Source organism: Intestinimonas sp. MSJ-38 (assembly GCF_018917925.1).
Lineage (GTDB): Bacteria > Bacillota > Clostridia > Oscillospirales > Butyricicoccaceae > Pseudobutyricicoccus.
Genome location: NZ_JAHLPO010000001.1, coordinates 66,054 through 87,145, shown reverse-complemented (window position 1 = coordinate 87,145; position 21,092 = coordinate 66,054). Strand labels below are relative to the sequence as shown.

Below are 21,092 nucleotides of genomic sequence, written 5' to 3'. Positions count from 1 at the left end.
CCGGTCATATTTTGCGGCTTGAAATCAGCAAAAACCGCATCCTTATCCTCCTTGTTGGCGTATCGCACACTATTTGTCCTCGACACCCCGTGTGCAGGCCGGAGCCTGGGAAATCATCAAGCGGCGGTGTGCTGCACCTCCTCACGGGCGTTTCACCCTAACTGCCGTTCTGACAGAGCCGCCCCCATTGCTTGAGACTGTGGCTGGGCGGGAGTACCATTGTCATTCCGACTGTCATCGCCATATCGGGGGCAACCCGATACTCGCAGAGGGGTTTCTCGCTCGGCCCGGTAAACCGAGGTCATGGCGTCCCCTGCTGCTGTGGCTCGCGCTTTCGCGCATCGGAACGGATGTACTTGATGAATGGGTATTTGGTTTTCAAGGTGCATGGAGGGGCGGGTGACCCTCTCACCCCCTTACTACAATATTCAAGGCCCGAAAGCGAACATATTTTTTTGAAAAATCTGAAAAAATTTTTGGAGGCCAAAACAGGGCACAAAAAACAGGGTGTCAAGCTGAGACCCTGTTACAAAAATCACCGCATTCAGTTACCGTGCGGCTCACTGCTCCTTTTCCTGTTTCAGCAGCGACTTTATAAAGTGAAAATTGACCGTATCATTAAAGAAATTCTCGATTCATAGAGCCAATCGAGGTTCTTGTTTTGTGTGACTTTACATTTAACGACAAATTTGGTATAAATTTGATTTACAATCAAAGTATTATGGCTCGAAAGAGATTTAATAAGGGAGTATCCGCATGACAATTCCCCTCTGAAATCCCAAGGGAATGCCTGAGACAGACGGGCAGACAAAAAAGAGCCATTACAAAGAAAGGAATATATTTTATGAGGCTAAAAACGAGGCTGGGGAGTTTGCTGCTCTGCGGTGTTCTGCTGTGCTCCCTCCTGCCGCTGTCAGCCTTTGCGGCGGACAGCAAGCAGTTGACGGAGGTTGCAGCGATCACGAAGGTAGAATTGTACGAGGGAACCACGCCAACTGACGGGACAAAAGTAACAGACGAGTACCTCATTAAAAACGCAAGTCAGATGCTCTTATACTATGAGTTCGACATTGCCGCTGGCAAAACGATATCAGCAGACACACCCTATGCCGTGCCGATCCCAAAAGGCTTGAAGATCACGGGGGAAGGCAGTGAGGAATTAAAGCTGAGTCACGACGATGGAACAACAAGCACATTCGCCACACTGAACTGGGACACATCCGGCGCGTCTCTGACCTTTACCGAAGATTTTGTAAACGGCGACCACGAAGTTACCGGAACGTATTTCTACTTTGGCTGCGAATTTGACAAAGGGACTGCGCCTAAGGTGGAAGGAGTGGAAAACCGCTACAATATCGAATTAACGACCGGTACTACTGTCACGGTAGGGCTTGACGCGGATGAGATCAGGGAACAGGCGGCTAAGCTGACAAAAACAGTGGAAAAGGATTCCGGTGACCCGAACCTCCTGAACTGGACGATTACCTACACGCCTTACAAGAACACGGAAAAGACTGGTTTTCAGATCCATGATACGCTGGGAGAGGGGCTGATCCCCACGTTTTTAGGTACCAGTGGAGTTGTCAATTCCAGCAAAGTGATTGTCAAGCGGGGTAGCGCGGCAATCAGCGGTGCTGCGGTTACTTATGACAGTACGGCCAGAACCCTGACGGTCTCCAATATGGGAGAAGATAAAACCAACTGGGAACAGCCGATCACCATAACCTACCCGACAAAAATCGACACGGCCCTCTCTTTGCCGATGCCCAACAGCAACGCAGCAGCCAGTCAGGGCGGAACACTCACCAATCAAGCTGTCCTGTGGGGGAAGGAATCGGCGGACGGCGAATTGAAGCCATTGGACATCAAGGGAACCGCAAAATATACGCTGGAAAAAACCACCTATCTATCGAAAAAGGTCGAGAAGGTAAGTGCCGATGGCCGTCTGCTCCGTTGGACAGTGACGGTAGACCGCGGGGCCATACTGGCAGGGACAGCAATCACCCTGACCGATACATTGCCGGACAGCCTTGAGTTGGTCACTGCGGATAGTGATCCTGCCAAAGGGCCGACATTGAATGGAACCCCGCATACGCTGACGGTGGATGCGACAACGAAATCCTTCTCTCTGACGCTGGACAGTAGTTCGTTCGTTAGTGGCAAGGCTACTCTGGTGTACGATACCAAGGTAAAGGAAACCTTTTACGAGAAGGGCGACGACTTAGGTGCAAACACCGCCAGGATTGATTTTACAATAGATAGTAAAAACTATCACCCCACTGTGACTGTGGGGGTGGGCAAGGGCGCGGGAGTAAGCACCGCGCCGCTGACTAAGGTGAATCAGGGCTTTGACGGTAAGAAGGAGGGCTATCTCCGCAGCGCAAGAAGCAGCCAATGGACGGTGACCATCAACCCCAACAAAGCCGCATTGTCCAATGCGGAACTGACGGATGACTTCGGCAGCATCGGAAAGGATATTTCCTGCCAGGGAACCGGCCATACGATTGGTTCCTCACTGAACTGGGAGGAAATCACGGGCTATTGGGGCAGCGGCATTCAGGTGAAATTTGATGGTAAATACAGCGGTGAGGTCACTATTCAAGAGGCGAACTGGGCAGGAAATACCTGCTCTATTGTGGCCGACGGAACAAGTAGCGTGCAAATTGGTACAACTACCCCCTTGCTGACCCTGACAGAAAACAATGGTAAGCTGGAATTTAAGGTGGGCGATGTGGGTAATACCTCCATTGCCATTACCTATGTTACCAAACTCAATGACCCCTGCGCCTTTGCGGGGAACATCACAGAGCATAAAACAGCAACAAACACCGTAACAGGAAGCATGACATTAGGCGGTCAGGTATCTAACCAGACATCAAGTGCCATTGCCGATGTCTCCAGCCAAATTCTGAAAAAAGAAACACCGATATATGATTACGCAAGCGGAAAGATCCAGTGGACGGTTACGGTGAACGAAAGCGGGATGCCTCTGGGCAATCTGGTTCTCACGGATACGCTGGCGGATGGTCTGACCTATGCGGAGAACTCCTTGCAGGTAAACGGGGCAGCTCCGGCCGCACCTGTCACGGCAACGCAAAGCGGACAGGTTTTGACCATCGAGCTCGGCGATATTTCCACGAAAACCACGGTCACATTCCGGACAAGCATCGACCCGGATAAACTGGGCTTTGGCACGGGGAGCGATGTTTCGTTGAGCAACCGCATTGAGATGAATGGAAAGGCGTTTGGAGAGGAATTTAAACCGGTATCCGCTGATGTCAATCAGACCATTTCCAACCACGGCCTTCATAAGTCGGGTGCGCTGAATACAACTGACGAACAGATCGCATACACGGTAACCATTAACCCGTTCCATGTACCGTTGAGCAATGCCTCCGTGACGGATACACTGCCGGCAGGTCTGCGGCTGGACCCGGATACCGTCAAGCTGCATCACGCTGCTCTGACCGGCAGCACAGGAAATGACGGCAAGGGCGCACCCACCGCCACCAAAGGTGCGGAGGTGACAGAGGGCTGGAGCTTTACCACCAATGCGGCGGACAATTCCTTCACCGTGAAACTGCCGAACGGAACCGATGCCTATGTGCTGACCTATGCGGCGGATATTCTGGACATGACTAAGAATCAGAGTTATTCCAATAAAATCGCCTTCAGCACGGGAGCCGGTGCATCGATCATGGGCGGCGAAAAGCAAAACCCCGTGGCCGCAGGCGGCGGTGGCGGTGGAGGCGGCGGTGCGGCATCCTCCAAAAAGGGCAGCCTGACGCTGACAAAGCAGGGGGAAAACGGCGCTCCGCTTTCCGGTGTGACCTTCACCCTCTATCTGTGGGACACGGCTGATAGCAAGCGCGGCATGGCGTTCAGTCAGGGTGTGACGGACAGCGCCGGTAAACTCACCTTCAAGGCGTTAAAGCTGGGTAAATCCTACGAGCTGGTGGAGACCACTCCGACGGGCTATCAGTCAGGCTACACATTTGTAGAGCCGTTGCCTTACGGTGTCACGAAAAACGCGGACGGAAATCTGGTGATCGCTCCCACAGCTGCCGCGAAACAGATCGAATTGACGCTGAAAAACAGCCTTGTGCGCGGCAGTGTTCCCTTCAAGGTGGTGAACAAGCATCAGATCCCTCTGCCCGATGCGGAATTTACCCTGTATGAAGATGAGGGCTGTACCAACCCGATCCGTCCACCCGTGACCAGCGATCAAGATGGAAATGTCAAGTTTCCAGAGCTTCCCTACAAGGACGGCAAGCCGTATTACTTTAAGCAGACAAAGGCCCCTGGGAAGTATATTCCGGATACGGTGACCTATAAATTTACCATCGGCCCGGACGGAAAACCTTCCCCCATTCAACCAGTTGATGGGGCAAAAAATGTAGACAAGGTCGAAAATGATCTGCCGAACACCGTGAAAGGTAAGCTGACTGTTATCAAGAGGGACAGCGGTGACGCCCATGTCCTGTCGGACGCGGAGTTTGCGCTGTATGACAACGAGCATTGCATGGGTTCCCCTCTTGCGACCCAAATTACAGATACCTTCGGTCAGGCGGTCTTTGAGGATTTGGAGCCGGATCGTCCCATGTGGCTCAAGGAAACCAAGCCCCCAATGGGCTATCAGGCGGACGGAAGTGTAAAAAAGCTCCAGATCCACGCAAGCGGCCCCTTGGAAATTACGGAAACGGTGGAAAACACCGCTCTGCCCAGTGGAGTGCATAATTTTAAGTGTAAAGGAAGCCTATATGGACGCACAGGAGGTTATGCACATGACTGATTATAGTAAAATTACAGCCCTTTACTCCCGCCTTTCCGTGGGCGACGAGGACAGGGACGGCGGTGAGAGTAACTCGATACAGAACCAAAAAATCTTTTTGGAGAACTACGCCAGAGGGCAGCACTTAACCAATATCCGGCACTACATTGACGATGACGAAAGCGGCAGATTTTTTGACCGTTCTGCCTACTCCCGCATGATGGACGATGTAGAGAACGGGAAAATCGGTGTCTGCATTATGAAAGACCTGACACGCTGGGGGCGTGACTATCTCCAAGTCGGCAATGCGATGGAGATATTCAGACGGAACAATGTGCGCTTTATCGCAGTCAACAACGGGATAGACAGCGAAAAGCCCGATACATTGGAGTTTGCGCCCTTTATCAACATCATGTCGGAGTGGTACGCAAAGGACATCAGCAAGAAAGTAAAGACCGGCATTAAGACGAAGGGCATGAGTGGAAAGCCGATTGCCACCGAAGCCCCCTATGGCTATGTCAAATCCCCGGACAACAAGGATTTTTGGATTATCGACGAGGAAGCCACCGGAGTTGTTCGTTTGATTTTTCGCCTGTTTCTGGACGGAAAAAACCGAAACCAAATTGCCGTATATCTCACGCAGGCGCAAATCCCAACGCCCACATTCTACATGAAAGAGCGCGGGCGGGGAACCTGTAAAAACAGGGCGCTCAATGAGGCCAACCGCTATAAGTGGAACAAAGCCACCCTGACCCATATCCTCACACGGCAGGAGTATTGCGGTGATGTTGTCAACTTCAAGACCACAAAGCACTTCTGCGACAAGCGGAACCACTATGTAGACCGGAGCCAATGGCAGATAACCGAAAATGTGCATGAGCCGATTATTGACCGCACCGACTTTGAAACCGTACAGCGGATTTTGGAAAATGCGCCCGTCAAACGCCCCAACGGGGACGGGGAAATCCACCCTTTGTCGGGCTTGCTTTTCTGTAAGGATTGCGGTGCGAAAATGCACATTCGCATAGATTATCGGAATGGCGGCAAGCGTCATGTTGCCTATTGCAGCGAGTACCACAAGGGAAAAGCCAAAAACCCCAAATGCAATTCCCCGCACATCATTGACGCGGATTTGCTCATGCAGACCATCGCGGAAGTGCTGAAGAAAATCGAGGACTATTCTATCAGCAACTGGGCGGAATTTGAAGCCTTAGTGAAAAAGAACCTTGCCATGCAGCAGACCGACAAGACCAAGAAACAGCAGAAGCGTATCCCGCAAATCACGACGCGCCTTGAACAGATTGACAAGGTGCTGAACAAGCTCTATGAGGACAACGCCCTCGGCACGATCCCGCAAGACCGCTATGAGCAAATGTCGCAGAAGTATTCAGAAGAATACTATGCGCTGAAAGCGGAGCTTGCCGAGCTGCAAGAGCAGCTATCCGCTTTTGAGAACGCGGGCGGACGGGCGCAGAAGTTTTTGAAGCTGACGGAACGCTACGCTGCCTTTACCGACCTGACCCCCGCCATTCTCAACGAGTTTATCAGCCGGATTGAAGTGCATGAGCGCGACAAGAAAAGGGCAAAACAAGCCATTCAGCACATCGGGATATATTTCAACTATATCGGCAAATTTGAGAACGAAGTGACACAGCTTACAGAGCCAACGGAGCAGGAAATCCGGCAAATGCGGGAGGAAATCGAAGAAGCCAAAAAGGAAAAGAGCCGCGCCTATCACCGGCAGTATTCAAGGGAGTACCGGGCGCGAAACCTTGAAAAGCAGCGGGAGTATGACCGTATCAAGGCGCGGGAATACCGGGCAAGGAGAAAGGCGCAGACCGCCGCCGCACAGCCCGCACAGTAAAACAGAATAACCGACAACCAAGAGGGATTTTCCGGCTACGGGAAGTCCCTCTTTTGCGCCCGGAGAAAGGAGCCGCCTATGACAGAACAGAACGGGACGCCCACCGCGCCCCGGAACCCCGACAGTATTATCACGACGCAGAGAAACGGGCAGACTATTGTTGCGGAGTTATTTTTCAATCACAGCAGCACAGAAACATTCCGCGACAAGCTGCTCAAGACGATACTTGCCGACAGTTCGTGTTTATCTGCGTCTGACGGTCAAGAGCCGGAAAAATCGGAAATCTTGCGATAACAGCCGCCCCGACGATACATTCCACGTCCGGGCGGTTTTTATCGTCAAAAACGCCGTTTTCTCCAAGTCAAGAGCCGGAGAAAACACCCGAAAAATGCCCCTATTGCGTAACAGGGGCACAGAAAGGAGTTTGCATGAGAACAGGGCTTACCAAGCAGGAAAAGACCACCGATATTTGGTTTGACGAGAAAGACCCCCTTATCCATATCCGCACCCACAACACCGCCTTGAAAAAGCGTCTGCTTGCATACAGCCGCCGTTATCCGGCGATCTGCCAGCAGACTGACGCAGACCCGGAAACGGGCTGCATGGAGTTTGACATTGAGAAAGGCCGCTTCTCTTTCCGTCTGACCGCCCCATACAGCGAGGAACGGCGGGAAGCGGCGCGGCGGTACGCCAGAGAGAGCAACGCCGCCGACAGGCTGAAATAGAGTGGAAATGTTCATAGTTTTGTGCTATACTTTTTCTAAAAGCAGAGTAATACTGCGGAATTGATTGGAGGACAACACAATGGTTACATTTATGAGATTAAGATAAAACCGCGAGTTATGTTGCGGTTATCCGTACTGCATAACTCGCTTATTGAAGCAGAGATGTAATTACGGAGGAAAAACAAATGAATAATAATTTATCACGCTTTGCAGACAGCAAGGTTTATTTTCAATGCCCAATTTGCACAAAATCAATGGATATACAAGGCAATAGCCTAATTTGTAGACATGGACATTGCTTTGATATTTCAAGATATGGGTATGTAAATTTGTTGTTAAAATCATCGCCCAAAACCAACTACAGCAAGCGGTCTTTTGACAACCGGCACCAAATTTTGGAGTATGGCATGTATGATGTTGTGTTGGAGAAAATCATACAGTTTATTTCTGATACGCCATCTATAAGAAACATTTTAGATGTTGGTTGCGGCGAGGGTTTCTATGCAAGGCAGATACAGCAAAGAACAGAACGAAACATCTTTGCTTTTGACTTGTCAAGGGAGGCAATACAGATTGCATCAAAAAAAGACAAGCGCAAAGCAGTGAAGTGGTTTGTTACTGACTTATCAAAAATCCCTTTGAAAGACGGAAGTATGGATTGTATTTTAGACATATTTTCGCCTGCACACTACAAAGAATTTCAGCGATTGCTATCTCCTAACGGATATGTTGTGAAAGTAATTCCTACGAAAAATCATTTGAGGGAAATTAGGACTAAAGTGCAAGCACACTTGAAAAATCCAGATTATTCAAATGAGTCTGTCGTTGAATATTTTGAGAAATATCTTAAAACCATTTCAAGAGAAACGGTTTCAGCCACCGTACAGTTGTCATCAGAACAAAGAATGTCGTTTATTGAAATGACGCCGCTTCTCTTTTGCGTTGAAAAAGATTGCGTTGATTGGTGTACTCTCACACATTTGACAATCGAAGCTGATGTTTTAATAGGAATGTATTAAAGGGCGTATTGATATTTAATATTCCCATTTATTGAGCAGAACGGAGTAAACCAAACACCCTAATCAAAAGGACAGCCGAGGAAATCGACTGTCCTTTTTCTATGCCGACAGGTAGAAAGGAGTGACCACCCATGACGAAACCGAGAGAAAAAAACCGCGAGGAATTGCAAGCCGAGATTGAGGACGGGAAGAAGAAAATCCGGCAGCTTGAAAACCGGGAAAAGGTGTTGCGGCAAAAGTTATCCCAAGAGGAACGCAGGACGCGCAGCCATCGGCTGATCGTCCGGGGTGCGGTCTTTGAGAGCATTGTGCCGGAAGCCAAGACCATGACCGACGAGGAAGCCGCCGCCTTTCTCCGGCTTGCCTTGACGAGCGAGGAAGCGCGGGCTTATCTGAAAAAACGCACCAAGGGCGGGAAAAGCGAATAATCCCTTTGGCACAAAGGGCGCACTTATACACCCTTACGGGTGCGTGCGCTCTGCCGAGGGCTTGTCGGCACAGAGAGAAAGCCGCTTGCTTCCCTCTCTGACCGACATTGGCGGCTTTGCCGCAACAAGGGGCTGCACCCCTTGCGCCGCTTACGCGGCTATCCCTGCACACCCACAAAAACAGTACACCCGCCGTTGGCGTCTGTACCATTTTTGCGGGTTTTATTATCCTATCCGGGAGGTGATACCCATAGCCATCTACCATTGTAATATCAGCATTGTCAGCCGGGGCAAGGGCAAATCAGCCGTTGCCGCAGCCGCCTACCGAAGCGGCGAAAAGTTGACAAATGAGTGGGACGGAATGACCCACGACTACACCCGCAAAGGCGGTGTTGTCCATACGGAAATCCTACTGCCGCCCAATGCCCCGCCCTCTTTCTCTGACCGTTCAACCTTGTGGAACAGCGTGGAGCTTTACGAGAAAGCCGGGAACGCCCAGCTTGCCAGAGAGATTGACGCGGCGCTTCCCATAGAGTTATCCAGAGAGGAACAGATCCGGCTTGTCCGGGAATACTGTTCCTCTCAATTTGTTTCCAGAGGAATGTGCGTTGATTTTGCCATTCACGACACCGACAGCGGCAACCCCCATTGTCATATCATGCTTACCATGCGCCCCCTTGACGAGCGCGGCGCGTGGGCGGCGAAGTCCAAAAAGGAATATGACCTTGACGAGAACGGCGAGCGCATACGCTTACCAAGCGGCAGATACAAGACACACAAAGTTGACCTCACAGGCTGGAACGACAAGGGCAACGCGCTTTTGTGGCGCAAGGCGTGGGCGGATATTTCAAACGTCTACCTTGAACGCGCCGGAAGCCCGGAGCGTATCGACCACCGCAGCAACGCCGAGCGCGGCATTGACGAGCTGCCCACCGTCCACATGGGCGTAGCAGCTTGTCAAATGGAGAAGAAAGGCGTAGCCACCGAGAAAGGCGAGCTGAACCGGAATATCCAAAAAGCAAACCGCCTTATCCGGGAAATCCGGGCGCAGATTGGAAAGCTCAAAGAATGGATTGGCGAACTGTTCAAGGCGCGGGAAACCGCCCCGGAGCAGCCCCCGCAATCCCCCGGCCTTGCAAATCTGCTGATGAAGTATTTAAGCGTTCAGAGAGAAAAGAGCCGGAAGTATTCGCAGAGTTGGCAAAGGCAGCACACCGCCGACGAACTGAAAACCGTTGCAAAGGCGGTCAACTATCTTTCCGAGCATGGCATTTCCACCCTTGACGAGCTGGACGCTGCCCTTTCCTCTGTCAGCGACCAAGCCGACGCTATCCGGGAGGGCATGAAAACCGCCGAGAAGCGCATGAAAGAATTGCAAAAGCTGATTGAATACGGGAAGAACTACACCGAGTACAAGCCCATTCACGACGAGCTGAAAAAGCTGAAAAATGGCTGGACGAGCAAGCGCGACAAGTACGAGGAAGCCCACCGCGCCGAGCTTACGCTATGGAACGCAGCGAGCCGCTATCTCCATGCAAATCTGCCGAAAGGGACAAAGACCTTGCCTATCTCTGAATGGGAAAAAGAGTACGCCACTCTCAGCGGGCAGAGAACAGCGGAATATACCAAGCTGAAAGAAACCCGCGCCGAGGTTGCCGAGCTGCACAATATCCGCAAGTGTGTTGACATTGCGCTGAAAGCCGACCAGCCGGAGCAGACCCGCGCCAAGCGGCACGACTTAGAACGATGAAAGGAGTTGAGCTTTTTGTATTACACCCAAGAACAGATAGACCGGGCGAACCAAGCCGACCTTGTTTCTTTCCTGCAATCACAGGGCGAGCAGCTTACCCGCGCCGGGAATGAATACCGCTGGAAACGGCACGACAGCTTGACCGTCCGGGGAAACAAGTGGTACAGGCACAGCCAGAGCAAGGGCGGCGGCCCCGTTGATTTTGTTATGGAGTTTTTCGGCAAGAGCTTCACCGAAGCCGTAGAACTTCTCACAGGAGAAAAGGGAGCCGCACCGCCGCCGGACAGACCTTGCCCCGCGTCCCTATCCGACTTCCGGCTACCGCCCCCAAACAGCGACAACCGAACAGCGAGGAACTACCTCACAACAGCCCGCCGCATTGATGAAGATGTGACGGGCTTTTTCTTTGCCCGCGGCGATATTTACGAGGACGCAGCCCACCACAACGCCGTATTTGTGGGGCGGGACGAGGACGGAATACCGCGCTACGCCCACAGCAAAGGAACGGCGGGAAACTTCCGGCTTGATGTGAAAGGCAGCGACAAAGCCTTTAACTTCTGTTACCGGGGCGAGGGCGAAAGATTGTTTGTCTTTGAAGCACCCATTGACCTGATCTCTTTCCTCTGCCTGTTCAAAAAGGAATGGCAGAAGCAAAGCTACCTGTCATTGGGCGGCGTGGGAGAAAAAGCCCTGCTCCGCTTTCTCTCTGACCGTCCGAACATCAAGACCGTTTACCTCTGCCTTGACAGCGATGAAGCCGGAAACGACGCTTGCAGCCGCCTTGTGAAGCTCATGCCGGAGGGCTTGACCGTCCACCGCCTTGTGCCGCTTTACAAGGACTGGAACGAGGTATTGCAGCACCGGGCAGAAATCACAGACGGGAAGTATATCCGGGAAGCGGTTTACGGATTGAAAGAGCCGCCGCAGGAAGAAACCGTCGAGATTATCCGCATGAGCGAGGTTGACACACAGACCGTTGAATGGCTATGGGAGCCGTATATCCCCTTTGGGAAAGTAACCATTGTGCAAGGCAACCCCGGCGAGGGCAAGACCACCTTTGCCCTACGCCTTGCCGCCGCCTGCACCACCGGGGGAACGCTGCCGGGAATGAAGCCCTTGCCGCCATTCCAAGTGATTTACCAGACCGCCGAGGACGGGCTGGGCGATACTGTCAAGCCCCGCTTGATAGAAGCCGAGGCCGACCTTGACCGCGTGCTTGTGATTGATGAAGCCAAGCGGGAGCTTACCCTCTCCGACGAGCGCATAGAAAAGGCAATCACGCAGAACGGGGCGCGGTTGATTATCCTTGACCCCATACAGGCGTACATGGGCGAAAAGACCGATATGAACAGGGCAAACGAAGTGCGCCCCATGTTCCGCCGCCTTGCCGATGTTGCCGAGCGTACCGGGTGCGCCGTTATCCTTATCGGACACTTGAACAAAGCTGCCGGAGGGCAGAGCGCATACCGGGGCTTAGGTTCTATTGACTTCCGCGCCGCAGCAAGGAGCGTCCTGCTGATCGGGCGCGTGAAGCGGGAGCCGAATGTGCGTGTTATCGTCCATGACAAATCTTCCCTTGCGCCGGAGGGCAAGCCCGTTGCCTTTTGCCTTGACCCGGAAACAGGCTTTTCATGGATAGGCGAATACGACATAACCGCCGACGAGCTGCTATCCGGCGCGGGCGGGAACACCGCCACCAAGACCGAGCAAGCCGAGAAGCTGATACTTGACCTGCTTGCAGACGGGAAAGAGCTTGCCAGCGAGGACATTGTAAAGGCCGCAGCCGAAGCCGGAATATCCGAGAGGACGGTACAGAACGCCAAGCGCAACATGGGCGGCATTTTAGGCGCAAGGCGTGTCGGCGGACAATGGTATAACTTCATCAAGAAGAAGCAGCCACCCGAACCCGCAAGCTGAAAGTGCAAAACGCAGACCCTTTGCACTTTGCACTTTCGCACTTTCACAAGAATTTGCGTCAATAACTCAAAAAAGCACTTGACAAAACGCTTCATGGCGGGATCGGCGGTGGTTTTGGCGGGATCGGCGGAATTGGCGGCGGCTCCGGCGGCGGGACGCCGGCTCCCAAGCCAAACAAGCCGAACCCCGATGCCCCGGTTGCTCCTCCCTCGCAGGAGCCGCCCATTCAGCCAGAGGCCCCGGCACAGCCTAATGTCCCGGCACAACAGCCCGGTGTTCCGGCACAGCCCGGCGATCTGAACACCGATACCTCTAACCGGACAGACCACCGGGATCCGCCGGCAGATCTGGAGAACAGCAAAACGGAGGCGGCAAAACTGCCGCAGACGGGGCAGCTCTGGTGGCCCGTCTGGCTGCTGACCGTTGTCGGCGTCCTGATGCTGACCGGTGGGCTCGCCACACGAAAGCGGTACATCGGAAAACATGAAAAGTAAAGCATTGACCATGGGAGGGCTGCTGATGCTGCTGGCAGCGGCCCTCCTGACCCTGTGGAATGTCCGAGAGGGAGACCGGGCCGCACAGGCGGCGGAAACCGCGAGAAACAGCGTGGAACAGGCCGTTGCCGCAGAACCGGCGCAGACCGCGCCGCCAGAAGAAACCGAGGTCTCCCCGCCGGATCCCGCGCGGCCCATGCCCACCGTGGAGGCAGACGGAAACCTCTATATCGGCACACTGGAGATACCCGGCCTTGGGTTGAAACTGCCGGTTTTGAGCGAGTGGAGCGACACGCTGCTGAAAACAGCCCCTTGCCGCTACACAGGCTCCGCCTATCTGGATAGCATGGTGATAGCGGGTCACAACTACCGCAGGCACTTTGGCAGTCTGAGAAGTATGCAAGCTGGGGACAGTGTGATCTTTACGGATACCGAGGGGCTTTGTTTCTCTTATTCGGTGACGCTGGTGGAACAGCTTCCGGGGGACGCGATGGAGGAAATGACCTCCGGCGAGTGGGACTTGACCCTGTTTACCTGCACTGTGGGAGGTCGGGAGCGGGTGGCAGTGCGGTGTGAACGAATCGAACCGAAATAAAATGCGGTTCACACACGAGCTGGATTCCTGTGCTGCAATTACACCCTGCTTCCATAAATGTTTTGGCTCAGAAATGATCGCAAAAGACTTCTTCTATTTTGACAAGGTGATAAGTGGATCATAAAGAAAAATGGCGGCAGGGATTTCCCTGCCGCCGCACAATATTGTAGTGGTTCGTGGCCTCACGATTGCCCTCTGTCATAGTACCACACCGCCACACTTCATTCTTCTTCGGCGTTTCCGGCGGGGCATGTCACCCTTGCGTTTCTCGCGATTGTGATTACAGATCATAGATCAACAATCTGCTCTACTGCGTACAGCGGCAAATTCACAAGCCGGTCTTCCTTTTTGAAATCCGCCATCGAAGCGCGGACAGCTATTTCGGGCGCGAACTTCTCCTGATAGGTTTTCAGGCTCTTTGCCCGGAGGTTGGTTTCCGCCTTCACTTCTACCGGAATAATTTGTTCGCCCGTATCCACGATGAAGTCAATTTCGCAGGAGCCTCTATCGTTGGTATAGTAGTAGACCCCCAAATCCTCAATGGTTTTCAGCTGCTGGCAGACATACTGCTCCGTAAGAGCACCCTTGAATTCAACAAAGAGGTCGTTTCCATCCAGCAGGGTGCGCTGGCGGAGCCCCGCCATGCACCCAAGCAGCCCCACATCAACAAGAAACAACTTGAACGCCTTTAAGTCCTCGTATGCTTTCAGGGGAATTCCGGCGGCATTGACTCGACTGATCTTATGAACGAGTCCGCAATCGGAAAGCCATAGAATAGCCGTTTCATACTCCTTGGCCCGCGCACCTTCCCGAACAAGGCCATAGATGAACTTTTTGTTTTCTCTTGCCAGCTGAGAGGGGATGCTGTTCCAAAGCATGCGGATCTTGGGAACGATCTCATTTGGCGCGTGCTTGGAAAAGTCCTGCTCATAAGCGGCAAGGATCCTCTTTTGTATCTCACGGGCCTCATTAAAATCCTTGTTCTCCGCAAAGCTCTGTACGGTCTCCGGCATACCGCCTACGAAATAGTACTGCTTGAGCGCGTCGATGTAGGTCTGCTTAAAGCTCGCGATCATTTGATGATCCTGCTTGTTGAGCAGCTCCGCGAAACGCTCCTTTCCGGTGGCCATCAAAAATTCCTTGAACGAGAGCGGGTACAGCTTCAGGAAGTCCACTTTGCCCACTGGAAAAGAGGTGCCTTCATGCAGGGCAATACCCAGCAGAGAACCCGCGCATACAATGTGATATTCGGGAGCGTTTTCGTAAAAGTATTTGAGAGAACTGAGCGCTCTCGGCACCTCCTGCACCTCATCAAAAATCAAAAGCGTATGATCGGGATCGATTTTCTGACCGGAATATAATTCCAAGCCCATGATCAAGCGCTCGGTATCCAGATCGGAGGCAAACAGCTCTGCCATTCTGGAATTGGAATCAAAGTTGATATATACGGTGTCGGTATAATAGAGCCTTCCAAATTCCTTCATCAGCCAGGTTTTCCCGACCTGCCGTGCGCCCTCGATGATCAAGGGCTTCCGCCGCTTGCTTTCTTTCCATTTCAATAACTTCTCGATCGCGATTCGGTACATACATGCACCCCCTATCTCATACTACAAGTATAATATACCACCGTATCACAAAATATACAATGAACTTTCGTTGTTGTATTACATTTTTTACAACGAACTTTTGTGATGCCACTACATCTTCGACATGTTTCGCGTATATGGGCCTAATCAGCGGGAGGTGTAGGTGTCCACGATCAGCTTCTCCACCGCCCGACTGCGTTCCAGCGCTTTTTCCAGATCCTTCGCGATCATCCAATTCTTTGCGCGGGCAATCACCAAAAGCTGGTCGATGCTGCAACCCACACGCCGGACCTCGCGGATCAGCGTGGGCACATCGGCAGGCAGGGCCTCCTTGACCTCCGCACCGTTTTCGTTGCGATCCGATTCTGTCTTCAAGTCATTTATTGCAATCAAAGGCGGCTTTGTAACTACGCCGCCCTTATTGTCCACCTCAAACTTGAGTGCTTTTGTCGCTAAATCAAACCCATGTGAGTCTAATCCGGATTTTTTCGGAGTTCAGTTTCCAAAATTACAAATGCTTCGCGTGCAGCAGCTTCGAACTCAGATTTATATACCAAATTTAGTGCACATTTAAGAGATGGGTGAATATTATACACCTCAAAGAAATTTTTGATTTTATTGAGGGAATAAGGCATTAGGCTTCCACATATCGGACAAAATGAAAAATCTTGATGTCTAAATTCATATGCGTGGTTTTCTAATTCTTTTATTCCCTTTTTTCGTGGTGGTAATGAACAACCATTTGGGCAGGAATACATTTTTGTACGCATAATTACATCTCACTTTATCGGTATCGTTTTCAAGTATATCACAAATTCATGTTTTATTTCACACGATTATCCGATATATGCTCCAGGGAATATACCAGGCAGCCACCAGCAGTCGCCAGACCTGGACGAAACCGCCGATCACTCCGCCAATAATAAAGTTCAGCAGAAACAACGGAAGGGCGGTTCCCAAAGAGCCGCCCGGCACGATCCAGGCAAACATCCGTGGGATGCCAAAAGGCGGGCCGCAAAGGATGAACAGCCATACATAGTCGGTGACTCCATCTTTTGTGCAGGCGGATTCGAAAATGCAGTACAGCAAAGCCGCCGCCGCCACGGGCAGCACGCTCTTCTTGAAAAACTCTTTGATTACTTCGGATTTCGTCACAGTCAGCACCTCCATTCCTGGTTCCATTATATCAGCCGGATAACCATGCGCCCAGGGGTTTTGCAAAGACTGTAAAAAGCGCCCAATCCCCGTTACTCCAAGTCGTTGCTCCGCTGCCGCTGCTGTTCCTGTTCCTTCGGCCTTTCCAGCAGGGCGTCCACATTCTGGCGGAGGGTGTCATACTCCTTTTCCTCCCGCCGTATCTTCCGAAGTTCCGTTTGCAGGGCGGTCTTGCGGGCGGCGAGTCCATCTAGCTCTGCTTTCAGTTTCTCGATGGAAGGGAGTTTGGTGAGCCCGGCCTTTTTGATTTCCCTGGCTGCTGCCTCGAATAAGATGATCTCGCTCTCAAAGCCGCGCAGGAATTTTTCCTTGTCCTTTGATGCCTTGTAGCGGTCATAGATGGGTTTCAGCTTGCGGTAGGTGTCGATCTGCTTTCCCAGGAGGGAAAGGTCGGCGATCCGCTGTTCCACATCCCGCAGGCCTTCCCTTGTGCGGATGGAGGCGGCGGTAACGGCGTCGCACCGTTCCACCAATTCCTCATAGCTGCCGATGCCGTGTTCGGTAAGAAAGTTCATGGTGGTGGCCGCATGTTTCAGATTCTCAATAGTTACCCACCGCTGGTATCCGGCGCTCTGCTGGGCCTTGATATTGTTCTGAATGTCAATGAGCAGGCTGACCCCCCCGTTGCGTTGCCGGGGCTGTCTGGAGGGGTGGGGGCCTCCGGCAATGCGGGAGACAACGGCTTCTTCCGTGTAATCGGCACCCAGGGTTTTGAGCCGGGTGAACCTTTCCTGGTCCGGCGCCCTGGCGGAGATATACTTTCCCCGCTTGATTTCGTATCCTTCCCGCTGCAACCGGGCAAGCAAATCTTCCAGGCTGGAGGACACGGGGATCAGCCGGTCGATGGCGGCTTTCAGCTTTGCCTTGCAGCTGGTGCCGTTCTGTGCGGCCTGATGCTCAATGTAGCTCTTGCCCTTATCCCGGCCAGGGACGATGACGGACAAGCCGTGTTCTTTGCACAGCCGGTCGCTGGCCCGGCGTATCTCGTGATAGCTGCGCTTGTTGGAATGGTAATGCTTGTGATTGGTGAAGCTGACCGCATTGTAAACCAGAAAAAATCCTGGGAAAGTATGCCCGTGAGCATGGATATAACAATTTCAAATTCTATGTTGATGACGGCATCTCAGGTACGACCTTCAACCGCCCAGGCTTTCAGCAGATGATAGCAGATATTGAGGCGGGTTTTGTCAAGCGTGTTATCATCAAGGATATGTCGCGTTTTGGACGTGATTATCTGCAAGTCGGTATGTATACAGAGATCATGTTCCCCGAACATGATATTCACTTTATTGCGGTGAATGATGGTGTAGACAGTGCCCAGGGTGACAACGAGTTTACACCCTTCCGCAATATCATCAATGAATGGTACGCCAAAGACACCAGCAAAAAAATCCGTGCCGTTATGAAAGTGAAAGGCAATGCGGGAGAACATTTGACTGTCTTGCCCCCGTATGGATACATAAAATCGCCCGATGATAAAAAGCAATGGGTAAAGGATGAAGAAGCGGCCCAGGTAGTTTATGAAATCGGTCTTTATGTCATGGACGGTTTTGGTCCCTCACAAATCGCAAGAAAGCTGACGGAAAGGAAAATCCTTACTCCGGCTGCTTGCTACGAAAGTAAGGGAAGGACAACCAATGTCTCAAAGAAAGGTTCTCCTCATGCCTGGGATTCCTCTACGATTGCCGATGCAGTAAGGCTCGCAAGGCAGACGCGGCGCCGCCCAACAAAGATGGGAGAAATGGGGATGTTCTCCGGCATGATGTTCTGTGCCGACTGCGGCTCCATCATGTATCAATGCAGGGCAACCAATTTCCGGCGCGATCAGGAATACTACCTGTGTTCTGGCTATCAGAAAAGCCGTGATATATGTGGGCAGACACATTCCATCCGAACTGTTATCCTGGAGGAATTGGTGCTGCAAAATCTGCGTGAGATCGTTTCCTTTGCATCACAGCGCAAAGACGATTTTGTGAAGATGGTCATGGATGCGGATATGCGCCAACATAACCGAGGTTTGGTAAAGCGGAAGAAAACATTGGATGACGCTGAAAAGCGGATCGCAGAACTGGATAACATTTTCAAGCGGCTCTATGAAGATACCATTTTGGGAAAACTTTCTGACGAGCGTTTTCAAAAGCTATCTACCGATTACGAGAAAGAGCAGCATCAGCTTCAAGAGTTAGCAGTTGCCCTCCGTGGTGAAATCGAGGCAGAGGAACGCAAAAGCGCAAATGTGGAGAGGTTTCTCTCCGTTGTAGAACGGTATACGGAAATTCCTGAATTGACTCCATGTATCTTGCATGAGTTCGTCGAGAAGATCGTTGTTCATGCTGCCAGCGATCCGAAGGGCAAGAACCGCACCCAGGAAATTGACATCTACTATAAGGGCATTGGAGCCCTGGAAGTATCCAAAGTCACTTCATCAAGGCAAGAATGAGAAAAACGGCATAGCCGAAGCTATACCGTTTCTCTCTTGCCCCACGATGTTTTCTTATCGGGAGACATCTTTGGCTTCCGGTCTTTTTGGCAACATCAATATGGGAAAATCTTATTTCCAATACATGGCGTGCATATACAGTGTGCCGCCGGGGTACATGATGACGCCGCCCAGATTCTCGTTATAGGCCCGCATGTGCATATCCTGGTACAGCGGGACCTGAGGACACAGATCGTTGATCAGGGCGATGCATTCGGACAGAACTTCCGCACGCTCGTCCGGGTTGATGGTGGCAGCGGCCTTGTCGATCAGAGCATCCACTTCTGGACTGTTCAGTCTGGTTCTGTTGGAAGCGCCGATGGATTTGGTGTGATAAACACCCACCAGATACTGAATCATATCCGTGGAGGAATAGTTGCCGATGGCTGCGGTGTAGTTGCCTTCGGAGGTGATGGACAGGTAGGTGGCCAGGTCCATGCTTTCGATCTCGCACTCGATGCCCAGCACTTCCTTCAGGTTGGCCTGCACCACTTCACCGGCTCTCTTCTTCTGATCGTTGGAGCAGATGATGGAGAATTTCACATCGGCGGGATCTACACCGGAAGCTTCCATATATTCCTTGGCTTTTTCCGGATCGTAGGGCAGGGTGTTTTCATCGGTGGCGCCCGGCATATTGTCCGGTGCCATGGAGTAGGAAGGTGTGCCCAGGTTGTTCAGGGCCACCTGCACCACATCTTCTTTGTTGATGGCGCAGTTCATAGCGCGGCGCACATCCACATTGTCCAGACCGGGAACTTCGTTGTTGACCATCATCCACATATGGTTGGTGGCGGCGATCTTATCCAGCTTGATGCCGTCGGCCGCTTCCAGCCGCTCCACATCCATGGCTTCCACATCCACGATGTAGTCGACCTCACCGGCTTCCAAAGCGATGGTCCGGGAAGAGCCTTCGGGGATGATCTTCCAGATCATGTGCTTGATGGAGGGCATATGCTCTTCATCCCAGTAATCTTCGAATATTTCAAATTCCAGGCTGTCGCCCCGCTTCCATTCCACATGCTTGTAGGGGCCGGTGCCGATGGGATCGGTGGAAAAGTTATGGCCCTCATCCAGCAACTTTTTGGGCATGATCGCATTCCCGTGGTGTGCCAGATCGCTCAGCAATATGGCGGACGGTCCTGGTGTGGTGATTTTAATGGTATAATCATCTACTTTTTCAATTTTTTCAACGGATGCGTTGTATAGATTGATTTCAGGGCAGGTCTTGGCATAGGTGATGGAAGTTACCACATCGTCGGCAGTCATTTCTTCACCGTTGTGGAACTTGACGCCTTTGCGCAGATGGAAGACCCATTCCGTTTCGCTGGTGTTTTCAAAGGATTCAGCTAAAGCTCCCTCCATCTCCATATCTTCATTCATCCGGGTCAACTGACTAAATGTTAAAGCATTCATATAACTGGATGCGATAGCATTTTGTTCTGTGGGCGATAGAGTCGGTGGTTCTGCCATAGTAGCGATGATAATGGTATCTTTTTTACCGCCTTTGCCGCCGGAGCCTTTTTCTCCGCCATCCTTGCTGCATCCAAACAGGATACCCAGGGTCATTACTGCCACAAGCAGCAAACTGAGGACACGCCATTTTCTGTTTCTCATTCCGTACACCTCATTTTCCGGTTCCCGGATCCGGCCCGATCCGGGGAAAGTATTTTCAGGGGCTTTCCCTGAATTGCTTTCAGTATAGCGAAGTTTATTTATTTTGCAATATATTTTTCAAAAATTATCCGCACTATCTATATGATTTGTACAAATTTATCGATTTTAGCACTTTTTATTGTAACAAATAACCAGAAAAATTCAGTGGTGATCCGGGTATTACAGGCAGAAAAAAGCCCCGGCCGGATGGCCGGGGAAGAGCGTGTCGAAAAAGTGGCTTAGGCCACTTTTTCGAGTTTTTGCAAGGGGCTGTATGCACGCCTTTGGCGCACACTTGCCCCTTGAGAAGTGCAAAAAGCCACGCACAGGTCGCGGCTTTTTGCGGATTGATAGGGGTAGGGCGGACGACCCTTTTCGTTATATAGGTTTTTCGACAGTCTGAGCTCCGGCCGGATGGCCGGGGAAGATGGGGTAAAAAGAATAAAAAAACAGCCCGCTCTATTGAGCAGGCTGTTTTTTGGCACGCCCAACAGGATTCGAACCTGTGACCTTCTGATTCGTAGTCAGACACTCTATCCAGCTGAGCTATGGGCGCATGTTCCGCATTTAGAACGCTTAATTATAATACCATGCTC

The 21,092-nt window shown here is 51.8% G+C and carries 14 protein-coding genes, 1 tRNA gene and 1 pseudogene; 10 read left to right on the top strand and 6 right to left on the bottom strand.

Going from position 1 to position 21,092, the window contains the following annotated elements; translation table 11 throughout:
* The first annotated feature begins 844 nt into the window (after positions 1 to 844).
* The 9 genes from KQI26_RS00410 (at position 845) to KQI26_RS00370 (ending at position 13,563) form a co-directional block, all read left to right on the top strand.
* On the top strand, positions 845 to 4,792 hold the full coding sequence (locus KQI26_RS00410; RefSeq protein ID WP_216502690.1) for a SpaA isopeptide-forming pilin-related protein: 3,948 nt from the start codon (positions 845 to 847) through the stop codon (positions 4,790 to 4,792).
* Positions 4,761 to 6,635 (top strand): recombinase family protein, encoded by a 1,875-nt coding sequence (locus tag KQI26_RS00405; protein WP_216502689.1) that lies wholly within the window; start codon positions 4,761 to 4,763, stop codon positions 6,633 to 6,635. Before KQI26_RS00410 ends, KQI26_RS00405 begins: the two co-directional genes overlap by 32 nt.
* A 78-nt stretch (positions 6,636 to 6,713) precedes the next feature.
* Complete coding sequence (locus tag KQI26_RS00400) at positions 6,714 to 6,929, top strand: transposon-encoded TnpW family protein (protein WP_002584971.1); 216 nt, start codon at positions 6,714 to 6,716, stop codon at positions 6,927 to 6,929.
* A 134-nt stretch (positions 6,930 to 7,063) separates the two neighbouring features.
* Complete coding sequence (locus tag KQI26_RS00395; protein WP_087348555.1) at positions 7,064 to 7,360, top strand: hypothetical protein; 297 nt, start codon at positions 7,064 to 7,066, stop codon at positions 7,358 to 7,360.
* 185 nt (positions 7,361 to 7,545) lie between these two features.
* A complete protein-coding gene (locus KQI26_RS00390; protein ID WP_016147289.1) occupies positions 7,546 to 8,379 on the top strand; it encodes a methyltransferase domain-containing protein in 834 nt (277 codons plus the stop codon).
* 131 nt (positions 8,380 to 8,510) lie between these two features.
* The gene (locus tag KQI26_RS00385; protein ID WP_016147288.1) at positions 8,511 to 8,807 is read left to right on the top strand and encodes a DUF3847 domain-containing protein; all 297 of its coding nucleotides are present in this window, start codon (positions 8,511 to 8,513) and stop codon (positions 8,805 to 8,807) included.
* 250 nt (positions 8,808 to 9,057) lie between these two features.
* A complete protein-coding gene (gene mobQ, locus KQI26_RS00380; RefSeq protein ID WP_371744048.1) occupies positions 9,058 to 10,557 on the top strand; it encodes a MobQ family relaxase in 1,500 nt (499 codons plus the stop codon).
* A gap of 15 nt (positions 10,558 to 10,572) precedes the next feature.
* The gene (locus KQI26_RS00375) at positions 10,573 to 12,474 is read left to right on the top strand and encodes an AAA family ATPase (RefSeq protein WP_118638165.1); all 1,902 of its coding nucleotides are present in this window, start codon (positions 10,573 to 10,575) and stop codon (positions 12,472 to 12,474) included.
* A 483-nt stretch (positions 12,475 to 12,957) separates the two neighbouring features.
* Positions 12,958 to 13,563, top strand: a complete 606-nt coding sequence (locus KQI26_RS00370; RefSeq protein WP_216502688.1) for a sortase — start codon at positions 12,958 to 12,960, stop codon at positions 13,561 to 13,563.
* Between the two features lie 287 nt (positions 13,564 to 13,850).
* Here the strand turns inward: KQI26_RS00370 and KQI26_RS00365 are convergent, their stop codons facing one another.
* The 4 genes and pseudogenes from KQI26_RS00365 to KQI26_RS00350 all read right to left on the bottom strand — a co-directional run.
* Positions 13,851 to 15,149, bottom strand: coding sequence for an ATP-binding protein (locus KQI26_RS00365; protein WP_216502687.1), 1,299 nt, complete (start codon positions 15,147 to 15,149; stop codon positions 13,851 to 13,853).
* Between the two features lie 147 nt (positions 15,150 to 15,296).
* Positions 15,297 to 15,524, bottom strand: coding sequence for a hypothetical protein (locus KQI26_RS00360; RefSeq protein WP_216502686.1), 228 nt, complete (start codon positions 15,522 to 15,524; stop codon positions 15,297 to 15,299).
* Positions 15,525 to 15,977: 453 nt separating this feature from the next.
* Entirely contained in the window at positions 15,978 to 16,304 is a 327-nt protein-coding gene (locus tag KQI26_RS00355) for a DUF6050 family protein (RefSeq protein WP_371744031.1), read from the bottom strand.
* A 92-nt stretch (positions 16,305 to 16,396) separates the two neighbouring features.
* Positions 16,397 to 17,449 (bottom strand): annotated as a pseudogene (locus tag KQI26_RS00350) (relaxase/mobilization nuclease domain-containing protein); the annotation flags it as partial.
* Here KQI26_RS00350 and KQI26_RS00345 point away from each other — a divergent pair.
* Positions 17,422 to 18,804 carry a DUF4368 domain-containing protein gene (locus KQI26_RS00345; protein ID WP_371744047.1) on the top strand — a complete coding sequence of 461 codons (1,383 nt, stop codon included), beginning with the start codon at positions 17,422 to 17,424 and terminating at the stop codon, positions 18,802 to 18,804. The pseudogene KQI26_RS00350 and the gene KQI26_RS00345 overlap by 28 nt on opposite strands.
* Positions 18,805 to 18,915: 111 nt before the next feature.
* On the opposite strand, the gene KQI26_RS00340 is transcribed toward KQI26_RS00345, so the two are convergent.
* Together KQI26_RS00340 and KQI26_RS00335 are read right to left on the bottom strand one after the other, a co-directional pair.
* Complete coding sequence (locus KQI26_RS00340; RefSeq protein ID WP_216502684.1) at positions 18,916 to 20,457, bottom strand: ABC transporter substrate-binding protein; 1,542 nt, start codon at positions 20,455 to 20,457, stop codon at positions 18,916 to 18,918.
* 518 nt (positions 20,458 to 20,975) lie between these two features.
* Positions 20,976 to 21,052, bottom strand: a tRNA-Arg gene (locus KQI26_RS00335).
* Positions 21,053 to 21,092 lie beyond the last annotated feature (40 nt).

Coding starts and splice junctions, on each gene's coding strand:
- KQI26_RS00410 (WP_216502690.1), top strand. CDS start 845: ATGAGGCTAAAAACGAGGCTGGGGAGTTTGCTGCTCTGCGGTGTTCTG.
- KQI26_RS00405 (WP_216502689.1), top strand. CDS start 4,761: ATGGACGCACAGGAGGTTATGCACATGACTGATTATAGTAAAATTACA.
- KQI26_RS00400 (WP_002584971.1), top strand. CDS start 6,714: ATGACAGAACAGAACGGGACGCCCACCGCGCCCCGGAACCCCGACAGT.
- KQI26_RS00395 (WP_087348555.1), top strand. CDS start 7,064: ATGAGAACAGGGCTTACCAAGCAGGAAAAGACCACCGATATTTGGTTT.
- KQI26_RS00390 (WP_016147289.1), top strand. CDS start 7,546: ATGAATAATAATTTATCACGCTTTGCAGACAGCAAGGTTTATTTTCAA.
- KQI26_RS00385 (WP_016147288.1), top strand. CDS start 8,511: ATGACGAAACCGAGAGAAAAAAACCGCGAGGAATTGCAAGCCGAGATT.
- KQI26_RS00370 (WP_216502688.1), top strand. CDS start 12,958: ATGAAAAGTAAAGCATTGACCATGGGAGGGCTGCTGATGCTGCTGGCA.
- KQI26_RS00365 (WP_216502687.1), bottom strand. CDS start 15,149: ATGTACCGAATCGCGATCGAGAAGTTATTGAAATGGAAAGAAAGCAAG.
- KQI26_RS00340 (WP_216502684.1), bottom strand. CDS start 20,457: ATGAGAAACAGAAAATGGCGTGTCCTCAGTTTGCTGCTTGTGGCAGTA.